This is a genomic window from Brucella pituitosa (genome assembly GCF_965577835.1).
Classification (GTDB): Bacteria; Pseudomonadota; Alphaproteobacteria; order Rhizobiales; family Rhizobiaceae; genus Brucella; species Brucella pituitosa.
In genome coordinates this window covers 619,150-635,566 of the sequence record NZ_OZ264093.1, presented here as the reverse complement: position 1 = coordinate 635,566, position 16,417 = coordinate 619,150, and the positions used below count along the sequence as shown (strand labels likewise).

The window sequence follows — 16,417 nt, the reverse complement described above, 5'->3', positions numbered from 1 at the left end:
CAGCTAATGAAGGTGATTTTTGTTTCATTTTGTTTATTGAATGACAGTATATACCCAATTTTCGTCATGAGCTAAGCGCTTTGTTTCCTTTTGGCCAGCCAGCGTAGCAGCCATAGTCCCCTTATTAGCCACTTAACAACGATGGCGATATTGGATCGCGTACGGCCCAGGGGAATGGAAATGAAAAAACGCAACGGTACCGAATTCGGACAAAGCCATCCTCATCAGAAACTGACCATCGCTGATCTTACGAGCGCGACAAATGATGTCAGGGATGTCGGGGCGCATTTCTCGGTGAGTGCTCCCGCAACCGGTCGACATCAGGTTTTTATAACCTACAGCAATGGTTGGGACGAGGCGCGGGATACTGTTCTGGTCGTGGAAGGTGTGGGTTCCGACACGATCAGCTTACCTAGCACAGGCTCCTGGAGCCGCAGGGAGATCGTATCACTGGAACTGCCACTGGTGGCCGGGGAAAATCGGCTGTCGTTCATTTCCCTCAACAATTCAGGGCCGGAAATCGCAGGTATTGTGCTCAAGGAGGAATTGGCTGGTCGCGAAGTTGAATTTACTCTTGGTGCCAGCACGATTGCGGCGGTGAATTTCGCATCTATTGGTGCCCTCGCACTTACACTCGATCGTAGTTCCATTCTTAATGGTGCATTCCGGCATGATCGGGGAAACATCGCCCCTGATGGAAATGAGTTGCCGGGCGCTGAAATAGCGGCGGCGCCAGACGTTGATGGAAGCGACACGTCCAATCCATCAAGGGGGCCAGCCATGAGTGATGGTAACAGTGGCGACGCTGCAGCTGCTGTGAATAACGTGGAAGTGCCGGATTCTGCAGGCGGTCAAGGTTCCGCCAGTCAAGGTGAAAGGCTTTCTGGACAGGGCGTTTCGGTGACGCTTGCCGAAAGTGTTGAAACGGCGAATGGGCCAAGTGCTGTTGCCGATACCCCCCCGTTGTCCAACCTGGAGGGCGCGCAACCGAGCGCCGACGATAGTGTTTCGACATTGAAAGAGACTTTGGCGGATGAGGGTGAACCCGTTGTCAACGAGATCGTTGCGCCAGAGCCCGACAAGGGGGCGATTCAAGAGCTTGCGCTTGGAACACTTCGTATACAAGCTGAAGATGCTGTCATTGGGACTACGGGCCCCAGCGTGACCACAAATCCCATAGTGGTTTCTGCATCAACCGCGACCGGCACAGATTTGGCCAATGCAAATGCGGCAGACAATGATGCTTACGTCGATTTCAGCGGTCTGAACGGGGATTTTAATTCCGGTTCAGGAGAATATATCGAGTGGTCATTCAATGTCGATCAGACTGGTTACTATGATCTTGCAGTAGGCTATGCCTTTTATTCGGCGAGTGCGAACAATCGTCCAATGCGCATGGATGTGAATGGCGCACTCTGGGATCGTATGTTTGACATGCCAAATACCGGCAGCAATACATCCTACGATGAGGTGGTAACGCGTGTTTATCTGGTTGCGGGCGAAAACGTCGTACGTTTGACGTCGAACGGATTCAGCGGTGCAAATATCGACTATCTGGAAGTTAGGGATCCTGACCCGAATGTTTTCGTTTTCCAGGGGGAAGATCTTGCGCCACAGCTTTCGAAAGACCAGAATATCAATGGTTTGACGAACAGGTCCATCTCGGCAGACACAATTCCAGATAACGAACAGTTCCGCGTTGGCGCAGAAGGTGAAGGCTACCTCGATTGGGCGGTCGGTAGTGGTGCGACTGTTGATGCCGCACGCGCCGCAGTTGCAGATTTTACCTTTACGGCATCGACAGCCGGCACCTACGCGATCACGCTCACCTATGTCAGCGGTTCTGCACGGCCGCTTGAGCTGAAGCTTGTTGATGGTGCAACGGTGACGTTGCTCGATACATTTCAGATTGCACCGTCTATCGCGCCCAACAAACTTCCGACAGACCGTGCCGAGCTTATTGGCGTTGGCGATAACCACGACACTTTGAGTGAGATCAATAATGCAACGCCGACTGCATGGGAGGGCTGGACGCAGGAAATTGTCATTGTCACACTTGCTGCGGGTGAGAATACACTCCGCTTGCAATTGCCACCTACAGGACAGGCGACTGGGCCAAATATCGATAAGATTGTTGTTGCTCTCGTGGAACCGGGTGAACCGCCGGTGGATGAAAACACGGCGCCAACCGCTCATGCTGTCGCAGCTGCCACAAACGAAGACAATGCGATCATTGTCGACCTTTTAACTCACATCGACGATGCCGATGGCGATGCGCTAACAATCAGTAGTGCGGTATCGAGTGAAGGAATTGTGTCCATCAACGGGACCATGGTCACTTTCCAGCCGAACGCCAATTTCTCCGGTCAGGCGACGATCACATATACAGTGAGTGATCCGGCGGGTGCCACCGCTATAAATACAATCACGGTTGACGTCGTACCTGTGAACGATGCGCCGGAAATCTCCGGAACCATTGACGACCAGACAATTCCTGCGACGGGCGGTACCATTGACTTGACCGGCCTTTTCATCAGCGACATTGATGGCGACACGTTTACATATGGCCTGCGTGCGACAGTTGGCGAACTGCCGGATGGTATTACACTGGACGGAAACCAGATTGTTGTCGCCCCAGGGGTTGCGGCGGGAGCCTATGCACTTGAGATTTTCGCCAGTGACGGAACACTGGAGTCGGAATCCGTATCGCTAACCGTATCGGTTGAACCTTCATCAGTCGAGCCCGGCACTTTCACGCCGCTGCTTATCCAGGCCGAAGACTTTACAGCTATACCCGATGGAGATGCTGTCGCAACCAATGACACTTTGATACGCACGCACACACAAAATCAGGAACGGGCGGGTATCAACAATCCCGGGGGACAATCCAATCCAGGCCTTCCGGAGTTCGACGAATACGGTCTTCGCCCGGGTTATACCGGCGATGGCTATCTTGACATCAACGGAACCGGAACCGGTGTGCGTGCCACATTCGAGCTCGATGTTCCGCCGGGGGAATATGTCGTTCATATTCGACTTGCTAACGGTGCGACGGGCACCGGCGATGGGTTCAATCGGCCGATTGGCGTGGCAGTCGATGGCGTCCAGCAAGGCGCACCGCAGAACACCAATACGGGAGGCTTCTTCAACTGGCAGGTTCTCGCATTTACGGTGACGCTTGAAGGTGAGCGGCCTTATTCAATCGGCATTGTGCAGGCGACAAGCGGACAGGCGCCCAATATTGATGCGGTGGCTATAACCGAAGTCGGCGGAGAACCGTCTTTCTTCATACCAGTCATCACCAGTGCGACTGCCGTTTCTGTGCTTGAAGGCTCTACTGTTGCGCTCGATATTGATGCGACCGATATCGACGGGAGTGCGCTGAGCTATTCATTGACTGGCGAAGGTGCGGATGACGCCATGTTCAGCATTGATCAGGAGACCGGCGTTTTGTCATTTGTGTCTGCGCCGGATTTCGAAGATCCGGGCGATAACGATGGTAACAATGTTTATCAGGTGGAGATCGCTGTTTCCGATGGCTGGTCAATAGTCAAACAGTCTATCACCGTAACCGTGACTGACGACCCTGAGGATAATGTGTCTGACGATCTCACGGCAGACGAAGGGAACGATCTGACGCTGATAATCATGGACCTTTCGGACCCCCAGAGCGCGATATTTGCTGTTTCCGGGCTTGATGCCGATATCGTTTCCCTTACCGTTTCCATTGGTGGCGATACACCTCTTCCCGTGACAGTGACGAACGGCCAATTTGTTCTCGATCTGGGTGCTCTTGAGCCGGGCGCAGTTGAAATCGTGCTGAACGTGCAGGATGGCGCCGGAAATACAGCCAGCGCCGCCGCAACTGCTACTATTGGAGCAGAAAACAGTACTCCGGAAATCTCGAGCGACGCGAGCTTCGCGGTCTCTGAAAATTCAACAGTGGTTGGTGCGGTACTGGCCACCGACGATGATGGTGACAGCCTGAGTTACACATTATCCGGCGCTGATGCAGGGCTACTTTCTATCGATGAAAATGGCGTCATTAGCCTTAACGCGTCCGCTGATTTCGAGAATCCTGCTGATGCTGACGGTGATGGCATCCTGAATGCGACTGTTACTGTGAGCGATGGTTCATCCAGCGTGATGCAGGATATCTCCATCGTCATTACCAACGAAAATGAAGCGCCCGAGCAGATCGCGCTCACGGGTGAGGCCGCATTTGCTGAAAACGCGGCGGGCGGCACTGTGGTCGGCGTTGTCTCGGCCAGCGACCCGGATGTCGGGGATGCGATCAGCTTCAGCATCAGTGATACACGCTTCCTTATCAATGCGGCGGGTCAGATTGTTATCGCCAATGGTGCTGTCTTTGATTTCGATACCGAGTCGACTATCAGTGTGGTCGTCACGGCTTCGGATGGCGCATTGGCGACGCAGTCGACCTTCACGCTCAATGTCCAGGAGGCTTCTGCTTCCCCTGAACCGGTGGGGCTGGTCTTCAATCCCAGCACGCTCACGTCGTATAGTACGCAGGATGTTGGCACAGGCGCATCTGTCACCGATGGCGGGGCGACTCTCAATCTTGCCGGAAACCTTTGGAAACGTGCGCCGCTAAGTGAGAGCTACACGATCACCGAAGGTACGAAACTGGTGCTCACAGTGACGCTTGGTTCCAATCTTTCGGAGATTGTCGCTGTAGGCTTTGACGATGATAATTCGCCATTCGAGATAAGCGACCGCTCCGTTTACCAGCTTGCCGGGACCGAAAACCAGGCGGCTTTCGTTGATCTGCGTGGCGGGAATAATGGCGTTCCTGGGTCAACTTTCACGGTAACGATTGATTTGTCAGCACATGCTGGCAAAACGATTTCATCGCTGGTCTTCATTGCCGACGATGATGCATCAGGCAACGGCATCGGGTCAGCCTCATTCAGCAATGTTCAGCTTGTTGAGGGCAATCTCGATCCGGACGTCAACAGTGCTCCCGATGTCATTGGCGGTGGGATTGCTGACCTCGTACTTCCTGAGCGGGATGACATTGAAATTGACATGCCGTTCATTGATGCCGATGGCGATGCTTTGTCTTACACGCTGACGGCCACGGATTCATCCGGAAATCCGGTTTCCGGCTTTGCCAATCTGGTTTTTGATCAGGGGACATTGAAGGGCCGACTTGAGGCCGCACCAAGTCCGGAGCCGTATATCATTACGATCACTGCCAACGATGGAAATGGTGGCGTCACTTCAACCACGTTCAATATTACCGTTGAGGACGTAAACGATGCCCCGGTTGTCAATGGCGGCATTGCCTTTGAACCCTATTCGGGCCGGATCGGTCAGGAAATCGACGGAATTGATCTTGCGCTGTTCGCGGATGCATTCTCGGATACTGATGGCGACCAGCTGATATTGTCGGTTGAAGGCTTGCCCGCAGGACTAAACCTTAATGCTGAAGGCGTGATTGTTGGAACGCCGCTGGAGGCGGGAGATGGGACGATCACGATTGTTGCCACCGATCCTTCAGGTTTGCGGGCCGAGTTGGAGCTTGAATTCTTCATTGCCGGGCCAGCCATAGGCGATGTCACCGTGGTTCAAGCTGAGGAGTTTACAGGGCTCACTGAAGCTTTGGGCTTCTACTCTGCAGTGACGCCCGGTGCTTCCGGTAATCAGGTCATCCGTACAAATGCCAATCAGTCGGGCAGTGTGACAACCAATCTCGCCACCAATGGCTTGAGTGAGGGGTGGTATCAGGTTGCGATCACCGTCTATGACGAAACGGATGGAACTGCGACGTTCTCGCTTTCAATCGGTGACACTGTTCTGGCGGACCGCCTTACTTTCGATGCGAATGGAACTTTCGATAATCCGGGACAGGTGCGAGGAAGTGGTGGTCAGGCGGGAAACCTGAAGACGATCAGCTTTACCACTGCAGTGTTTGTTGACGCGACAACCCTTGCGACACTAACGGGCATGGCCGATTCAGGTGAACATCTGCGCATCGACAAGCTCAGCTTTACCCGTGTTGAAGCCCCCGTCTTGCCACCCGTCAACCTTGCACTGGACAATGCTGGGGTTGATGAAAATGTGGCTGGTGCTGCAATCGGCCTGCTGTCCGCAACAGACCCGGATGGTAATTCCAGTGCAATCAGCTTTACGACCACCGACACCCGCTTTGTCATTGTTGGAAATGTGCTTCGCCTCGCGGAAGGCGTTTCTCTTGATCACGAAGCCGGTGAGATCGTCACGGTTCAGATCACCGCGACAGATGCCGATGGTCTTGCAACAACAAGCGCGCTGGCAATTACAGTCAATGATGTCAACGAAGCACCGATACTCGGTGAAAATGCCGCCATTGCGGATGTCAGCCTCGCAGAGGGGACAGAGCAGACAATCGACATAGCTTCCGCACTTGGCGTCATTGATCCGGACGAGGGCGCGATACTGTCCTATGTGGCGAAGCTCTCCGACGGTACACCACTCCCTGACGGGATGGTGATAACGAACGGCTCGCTAGAAATTGGCGCGAGCGTACCTGTTGGTGTTTATGAGGTCGTCGTTTTTGTAAATGACGGAACATTGGACTCGGAATCCGTCTCTTTCACGGTCACAGTAAACGAAGAGGGAGAACAACCTCCATTTGAGCCGTTGACGATCCAGGCGGAAGAGGCCGTCATTACATTGCTCGATAACGGTTCAAACTCGACCGTGACAACGATCCGCGACCCGTCCAACCCGGAAGACAACCAAAATCTTCCAACAGGCTTGCGGCCCGATTTCACTGGAACAGGCTACCTCGATTTCGGCGACACGGCAGGTGACAAAGCCAGCTATTCGCTGAACGTGGCTGAAGCTGGAACCTACATATTCAACATCCGATACGCTTCCAACACGAACCGGCCTCTGGATTTTGTTGTCAATGACGATGCAGCGATCTCCTTGCCATTCGTCTCGACCGACCCGGACGGCGCGGGAACGGCAGAAGGTTTCGACAACTGGCTATTCCAGACGGTGACGGTGGAATTGCTCGCGGGCGCGAACACCTTCTCCTTCGCAATTCCTGAAGGGGCAACCACAGGTCCGAACATCGACAGGATTGATGTCACACGACCGGACCAGCAAGATCTGTCAGCAGATGAGGACGATATTCCGCTGTTCCTCTCCGGCCCACAGGGCGAATTGAACGAAACCGAAGCGGCCTCTATCAACTTCAATATCGCGGGCGTGGACGACGATATTGTAAAGGTAGAAGTGAGCTTTGACGGTGGATTGACCCGTGTCGAGGTTTTCCCGGATGCCGATGGCGATTTCACGGTCAATGGCTCTGCTTTGGCACCGGGCAATCAGGTTGCGACAATCATCGTTACGGATGATGCAAACAACCAGGCCGAAACGACGATGAACTTCGTCATTGCTGGCGAGCCGGTCACCGTTCCGCCCTTCACGATACAGGCGGAAGACGCTTCAAAAGTATTTGTCGACGATACCGGAACTGGCGACAGCGATACGTCCCTGACACGCGAGGTCAATCCGGGTAGGGTTGATGCTTTCGGCAATTATCGTGATGGTGCCGTAGGTGGTGCATATATCGACTTTGGCACAAATCCCGGCGACGGTATTATTTTCAATGTCGATGCACCTGCCGCTGGCACTTACATGGTCACCTTCCGCTACGCCAATGGCGCGGCAGAAAACCGACCGCTGAACCTCATTTTGAATGATGGAACGCCAGTCTCGGTTGATTTCGTTCCTGGACCTGTTGTCGGCTCAGGATCGACAGCAACCGGGTGGGCGTCATGGGTCGAGCAAACGGTTGAAGTGACCTTGACCGAGGGGGCGAATACGGTTCGCCTCGAAATTCCAGCCGGGGCAATTAATGGACCGAACATCGATCAGGCGACTTTTGAATTCGTCGATGGTAGTGTCGATCCGGTACCGCCGTTCCTTGCCACAATCGAGGCCGAAACATTCAGCGTCAGTGATGTGGAGGCAAATAGTTCGACACCAGCCGACACTGTCGCACGTACGCCCGACAACAAGGAACCGGGTTCTAACGCTGGCAACAGTGGTCCCGGCCAGATCTACGACGCGAATGGCCTGCGGCCAGGCTACGAAGGTAGCGGCTATATGGATTTTGGCAATGATGTCGGTGATATGGCGTCGTTCAATATAGACGTTCCGTCTGCGGGCACGTATCAGCTCACGATCCGCTATGCAAATGGCGTAGTGACGGATCGCCCGATGACAATCTCGGTTGGTGGCGTCGAGCAAACGGTTGCATTCGAGTCGACAATACCAGTTGGTGGCGACACCAACTCGGGTTGGTCCAACTGGATCGATGTCACAATCGACATTCAGCTTGAAGCCGGTAGCAATACGGTATCCTTCATCAACCAGATAGCCAACGGTCCAAATATCGACAATGTCACGATTAGCCGTGAGGGCGATATTGGTCCTGTCGATCCACGTACTCTTGTTCGCTTCGAGGAGGTCGTCAAGATCAACTTCGAACCAGCTCCGGGTCAGACTACACAGGGTCTCCCATCCGGCTACACAACGCCAACGGGCTATCTGGCCGATACGGGATTGGCTTTTGGGGACCGCGGCAATGGGTTCTCCTATGGTTGGGTTACGGAGGCAAGTGTCGCCGATGGAACGGCTAACGGCACCATCGCAGCAAACCAGACCGCCAATGCCCATTGGTACAAGAATATCGCCACCGGTGCATCCGATCTCCAGAAGACCTACGCACATTTTGAATATCCCGGCGGCGGGGCTAATAATGCCCGTGCATGGGAGATGGCGCTTGAAGACGGCACCTATCAGGTCGTGATATCTGTCGGGGATACCGCCGGTGCCTTTGATAGCAATTATGTTATCAATGTCGAGGGCCAGAACTTCATGCCGAACTGGGTGCCGACAAACCCAATTGACGGTTCACAGAACGGCGGCGGTTTCCGATCAACATTGGTGACAGGCATTGTAACGGTTACCGATGGCCGGTTGACGATTGACTCGATTGGTGGAACCAACACCGAAATCCAGTATCTTGAAATTGAACGCATACCCGATCTCACCCCCGGTGACGGGCGGTCGGCGGATCTGGACTATTCGTTCTTTACAGCACCTGTTGCCGCTTCACTGGAGGACGGTCAGGTATCGATCGCCATCGGCCCGAACGGAGAGCTGCCAACTGATATCGACCCAACTTCAAGTTTTGTCATTGGTGTCAATATTCAGGCGGAGGGCAACCGTGGCCCAAACATTTCCTATGTGGAAAACATCAAGCTGGTGGAGACGCTCACCGGCATAGAAGTCCTTATCGACGTCCAGATCAGTGGTGGCGCGGATTCTATGACAATCCGTCCGCTGCAGCAACTGAAGGAGAACACAAGTTATACGCTCAAGGTTCAGGATGTCATGGATCTTGGCAGTATAACGGATCCCAATGGGGAGTTGCGGCAGTTCCAGGACCTCACGACGACTTTTGTGACCGGTGAAGCACCTGTCGATGTACCGCGCGAAGTGGCCTTTACGACGGATACATTGCTCAACGGCTTCAGTGACGGCGCGTTTGGATATACATCCGTGGAATTTGGTCCTGACGGCAAGCTCTATGTCGCCACGATTACCGGCGAAGTGCATCGGTGGAGTGTCAATGCTGACGGAACCATCAATAAGGCATCGCAGGAAACGCTTTCACTGGATTATCTGGATGCTGGTGGAGGAGAACGTCGCGGCATTGTCGGTTTTGTCTTCGATCCCGAAGATCCAAACACAATCTGGATTACTGACAACGCGCCGATTCCGCGAGAATCCAAGGCTTTCCAGACACCGGAATTCTCCGGGCGTGTCAGCAAGATAACACTTGGTCAAGGCGGTTCCTTCGAGGATGCCACCGCTGAGGCCTATATTACCGGGCTGCCCCGTTCCGGTGGCGACCACTTGACGAACAGTCTGGAATTCCGCGCCAACCCTAATGCAGGCAACGTGGGTGAACCCGATTATCTGTTGTATGTGTCTCAAGGGTCTAACTCAGCTGCTGGTGCGGCGGATGGAGCTTGGGGCAACAGGCCGGAGCGGCTGCTCAATGCGGCTATTCTTGAGATTGATCCGACACGGGATGCTCCGGAAGGCGGGTTCGACGTTCGCACAGAACCAATTAATCTTGGCGATGCGCCAACGACATCGTTCCCGTCCGGCCAGTTTAACGAAGATGGCACCTATCCTGGAATGTACAATCCATTCGCGGACGATGCCGTACTCAAAATCTACGCGACGGGTGTACGTAACGCTTATGATCTCGTCTGGCACTCGAACGGCAATCTGTACGTGCCGACCAATGGAACGGCATCCGGCGGCAAGACACCGACCGATCCGACGCAACCTGGTCTCGATACGACAATCAGCAACTCGCCGAAGCAGTACGACTACTTCTTCACTATCGAGGAAGGCGGCTATTACGGCCATCCCAACGTGCTGCGTGACGAATATGTTCTCAACGGTGGTAATCCCACCTCCGGTAAGGATCCGCATGAAGTCGTCGGCGGCAATGATGGCAATTCGAACACGGATGGATACCAAACCGGCGTTCAGGTTGACGAAAACTATGATTTCGACGGTGTTTACAATCTCGGATACAATCAGTCTCCAAACGGGGCTACTGAATATACGGGGAATGCGTTCGGATCCAATCTGAAAGGGGCCATCCTTTTCGCACAGTTCTCCACGGGTGATAATGTTCGTGTGATCCGCGTTGATGCGCAGGGCAATATCATCGGAGATGATGTGCTGCGGCGACCGGACGGTTCGGTCATCAACAACTATATCGATCCACTGGATATCATCCAGAATCCGATTACCGGCCAACTTTATCTTATGACGCTTAATCGTGGCACCGGTGCAAGCCAGCTGATCCTGCTGACACCCGCACCAGGTGGGGTGACACAAGATCTGACGGCAGATGTGGGCGGCGATCTTGCTCTTGTCGCAGTCGACGTCAGCGATCCGTCGCTGGCGATCTTCCAGGTCAACGGGCTGGACGATGACATCACGGCAATTCGCATCCAGTTCAATGATGGTCCCAGGACGACGATTGTCCTCGACGGTCAGGGCCGGTTCGTTATCGACCTCGGTTCACTGGAAGGGCCGGTCATAGCGACGCTCGAGGTTACGGACGATGCGTTGAACGTTGCGACCGCGAATGTCGAATTCACGCCGGGTGAAGAGCCTGTCGATTCTGATTACGTGACGCTGGTTACGATTCAGGCGGAAGACAAGACACCGGGCGACGGCACGTCGGTTACGGTCGCAACTGGACCGAATGCTCAGATCCAGATCCGGGACGCTTCTAATCTGGAGACAGGAACCGGTGTCGGATACGTCAACGGGTTGCGTCCAGGCGCTGTCGGCCTTGATGGCAATACGGACAATCTTGATGGCACACCAGGCGGATATGCGGATTTTGGTTCGACCAATGCCGATTTTATCAGCTTCACTTTTGATGTTCCGAGCGATAATGCAGGGACTGCAATCTTGAGGTTCCGCTATTCGAATGGTGCCGCGACCGACCGGCCGCTGCAATTGGAAGTGAACGGTTCCATCGTAAACGTCCAGTCATTCCTGCCAACCGGCAGTACTGGTGTTGACGGTTGGACGGTCTGGGCTGAAATCGAGATACCGGTTTCGCTTGTCGCGGGCCAGAATACCGTGACGCTGCGTTCGACGGAGGCCACAGGTCCGAATATCGACCAGCTGGAAGTTTTGGTTCAGGAAGCCACTGAAACCACGCCGAACGATGGTGAAGTTATCATCGATGGGGTCACCTATGTGGTCTATGAGGCCGAAAATGCCGACTACGGTAGTGCTGCCATCGTTACTGAGGATCGTAATCAGTCAGGTGACGCTTTCGTCGATTTTGTCGGCACCAATGACCAGACCATAAGCTGGACAGTATCAGCGGGAGACGCGGGAACCTATTCTCTTGATTTCCTTTACGCGTTGGCCGCCACGAAGGCCGCACGACCGATGACGCTGACGATCAATGGCGTGGCGGTTGAACTGCTGGCCTTCAATCCCAACAGCAATGCCATGGAAACGACGTGGGGGCTGCAATCGGCGACCGTGAATCTGCAATCCGGCATTAATACGATTGCACTCACTGCTCCGGGCGGAAATGGCCCTAACGTCGACGCTCTGCGTATGACCAAGCAGCCAATCAGCATCTTCGAACCGGATTTTGCCGATATCACCGGCTCTGGTCGTATCGAACTGGAAGCAGGTGACGGTTCGGCCAATACAATCAATGGAAGTGTGGTCGATTTCTACTTCACTGTGGATGCTGATGGCATCTACAAACTCGACACTGCAGCCAATGCAAATGCCACGAATGGACAGGGCTTGACCTGGTACATTAACGGCGTCGCTGTAGATGCCAGCAGCTTCCCTGGCATCGGCGATGCGGGCGAAGAGTCCATCTATGTCGAACTGGAGGCTGGGACCCAGTATCAAATCCGGATCGTCTCTGATGCGCCCGGTGCCAATGGTCTTGATTATCTGGATATTGGACCTGCACCTGGAAATGCGAATGCGGATATCGAAATTCTTAGCCTTGATGCGGCCTATCTAACCAACCGGCTTCATTTCTCCTATCTGGAGAACCCGGATGCGGTAAATCCCGATGCACCAGATCGTGATTTCAAGGACAGTGGAACGGTACGCATTTCAAATAGCGGCACCGAGACGCTTGAAATACTCGAAGCAACGATTACCGGGCCGTTTGTACTCGCTAATCCAGGCATATTCGATGGTCTTACCATTGCGGCTGGAGGCTTCATCGACGTTGAGGTGTTGTTCGACCGGTCGCAATACACGCCGCCGACATCGAATATCGACGGAACATCCACCATCTTTAACGGTGCATTGAAAATACGCACCAATGATGCGGACAGTCCGATAGCTACCGTGGAACTTGCAGGCTTCTGGCAGGCTCGCGATGAGGGGGGGCATGAGCCGAACGTCAACGAGATATGGCAGATTTTTGGTTTCGGTAACCGCATCGAGGGTCTCAAGCTCACCGGCGGCGGAGAAAATTCGACGCTGAGCACCAATGATGTTTTTGCGAAGACGGACGAGACCGAGATTCTTTCGCCATACTGGAAGATCGCGGAGGGATACTCAGCTGCCAAAATCACGCAGATTGCTGCTTTTCACGGAACTGGCGGCGCGACGATGGGAATTCATAATCCCAACAACAAGGGAGCAGGAATTACCTTCTGGAACCACGAGGGAACGGATAATCAACGTCTGCTGCCCAATAGCGGAAATGATACGACGTTCTCGACACGGACATTCACCATGAATGACATTCCAGATGGATGGCTTGGCAACGAAGTTTTCGGCATCAGCGTTGCCGGTCTCTCGACCGACCCCCGCTTGAACCCGACCGGCAGCGTTGTCGTTCCCGGAGCGCAGCAAGGTCATACGGTGAAAGTGTTCCAGGCGCTCGACGCGAACGGGAATGTGATCCCGAATGTCTATCTGGGCGTGATGGATTACACGGGCATCAACTACGACTACAATGACAACCTTTTTGTCATTGAAGGTGTGGTGCCCGTCGGTTTCGGCCAGGAAATCACGGTTGCGGGTCTGGACGATGCAGCGGCGGATGACAGGCTGGTTTTCACCAGCATAGATAATCCGGCAAATGCACAACAGAATTTCCGTAATGAAGCGACCTTCACGATCTCAAACGATGGCTTTGCAACGCTATCAATCAGCGACATCATTATTGGAAATCCGCTAGCCTTTGAAATTGTTGGCAGCATCCCGACTTCGATTGCCGCCGGAGCCAGTGCCCAGATAACCGTCAGGTTTATAGGTACACACGCTGGCACCGGGGCTGGAGCACAGCTTTACAACTCCACACTGACGATCATCTCGGACGATGCCACTGAGGGAACCACGGTCATTCAATTGGCGGGGCTTGCTCAGGAATACTCCGAGAATGGATCGGAACCGACCGTTGCGCAAATTGTTGAGGCCTTCGGTTATAGCACCGATATGGCCCAGGGCCAGCTAGCGGGCGGTGGCGTTGTCGAAACGGTCGGCGACGAGGTTCTGATGCCTTATTTGCAGCGACTGGATAACAGTCGTGCAGTAGAGGTGATCCAGCTTGCTGCCTTCCTGCAACAAAACAATGTTGCGCGGCTTGGTTTCCATGGGCTCGGTTCGTCTGATGTCACCAATCTGTTTGCACAGGACGATCAGGAATATCAGACAGTTCTGCCTAGCTCACATGTGACAGGAGCCGGTTCGGGTTCCGGAGTTGCGCGTAGCACGATCAACCAGAATGGTCCCTTCGGACTTTTCATATCGGTTGATGGCCGCCCGACCTATGCATCCTGGAGTGATCCGGAAGCCAACAAGATCGATCCGGATTTCGGTCATCTCGTTGGCAACAATCAGGGCCATCTGATCCGGTTTTTCCAGGCGCTCGACGCAAATGGCAACGCGATAGAAGGCACATATATTGCAATCCAGGATTACCCCGGAGCCGGAAACTATGACTATAACGACCATATGTTCATCATCAAGAACGTCAAACCATACGAGCTGACAGTCTCTGATGACAGCAATGGCGATGGCGTGAATGATGCGCTGCAGACTGATGGGGACAATGACGGTACGGTCGATTTCTTCGATCCCGATACTGATCCTGTCGATCCGGAAGAACCCGGAGAAGGAGGCCGCGGCGACTTCGTGTTTGGCATCAACTTCGGCGGCGGTGTGATCGCCAACGATCCGGTTCTCGGTGTGGCGCTTGTCGCGCAAACCGATCCACGGGTTACACTCTCCGGCAACATCAATCCAGGTATTGGCATTGATGAAGCGTCAAATCCGAATGGTGCGAATGCGACAGCCGGGTCGGCCTTTAAGACCTATGAGGACGGCAAGGACTGGACAGCGACGATTGACGTGCCGAACGGCACTTATGTCATCGTGTTGCATACGCAGGAGACCTATTGGAATTCGGCTGGTCAGCGTCAGTTCGATATTTCCGTCAATGGTCAGCAGGTTGTTTCCAACCTCGACCCATTCGCCCAGGCAGGTGGAGACAAGCCGATTGCAATTGAGACCGTGGTAACAGTCGTCAATAGTGCAATCACCATCAACCTTACAGCCGATATCGACAATGCAACCCTGAATGCGGTCACGATCTATGAATATGTCGGACCGGGCTCAGGTCAGGAACCAGTCAATGGAGCGCCGTTCCTCGTTGACGCTGACGGGATCAGCATTGATGCCGTGGATTACGATGAAGGTGGGCAGGGTGTTGCTTACAACGATACCGCCGGATTGCAGGGTGGTACAAACGGCGGTCGTGCTGGCGGCGACGTGGAAGTTACGGCTTCTGGCGATGTAGGCTGGATCGAAAACGGCGAATGGCTCGAATACACCATAGATGTAGCTAATGCTGGCCTATATGATCTTGGTATGCTGCTGTCCAATGGGGGAGGTGCTGGTCGTGCTGTAACGGTCAGCTTCTATCGTGCGGGTGAAGATACTGCTTATGCGACGAGCGGACCGATCAGCAATCCACAGACTGCAAACTGGTCGACCTTCCTCAACCGTACTGCAGAGGGGATCGAACTGGATGCCGGGGAACAGGTCGTGCGTGTTACGTTCTCGGGCGGCAGTCAGGATTTCCGCTCCTTCTCGCTAACACCTGTCGTCGTGCAGACACCGTTTGGTGGAACAGCACCAACATTCGATAACGGTTCGCTTACAGTCGACGCCACCAATTTCGATGAAGGTGGGCAGGGTGTGGCCTATAATGACAATCCCGGCCTGGACAATAGCTCCAACGGTGTGCGTCCTGGCCGCGACGTCGAATTCGTCGGGTCTCAAAATGATATCGGACACGTACTGCCCGGTGAATGGGTGGAGTATACGATCGATGTGCCTTCAACGGGGACCTACAGTTTCTCGGTCAATGCGAAAACACCGGTAACGGGTGCGACGGTAGCGGTCTCTCTGGCAGGAGGGCTCGAACTCGGAGTCATTGATCTTGCGGACGGTCATGCGGGAGGCAGCAATTTCAACAGTGCCGCCTTTGCACAAAGTGAAGCGATCTCAATCCAGCTCGACGCGGGTTTGCAAACCCTGCGGCTGACACTGGACGGCCCTCTAGCATCGAACGGATACGTACTTGATCTCAGGTCGTTCTCGCTGCAAGCGCAAAATACCCAGCCTTTGTTTGCGGGTGAGGTCGACGACTTACTGTTTCCGGCTTCTGTCTATGAGGAGCCGGTCATCGAACCGACCCCGCCAGTTGACGATAACGATGCGGACGGCGGGTTGGGACATATCTTCGGTTATGACGTGCTGACATAACCGGCACGCCAGGGGCGCGAAGCAC

1 protein-coding gene is annotated in these 16,417 nt (G+C 54.1%); it reads left to right on the top strand.

The features are described 5' to 3' along the window. Positions 1 to 180: 180 nt before the first annotated feature. Positions 181 to 16,392, top strand: a complete 16,212-nt coding sequence (locus ACSME1_RS14165; protein WP_435655412.1) for a carbohydrate-binding protein — start codon at positions 181 to 183, stop codon at positions 16,390 to 16,392. The last annotated feature ends 25 nt before the right edge of the window (positions 16,393 to 16,417 follow it).

What these genes read in the sequence shown, in the direction of transcription:
- ACSME1_RS14165 (WP_435655412.1), top strand. Translation starts at nt 181, where the DNA reads ATGAAAAAACGCAACGGTACCGAATTCGGACAAAGCCATCCTCATCAG.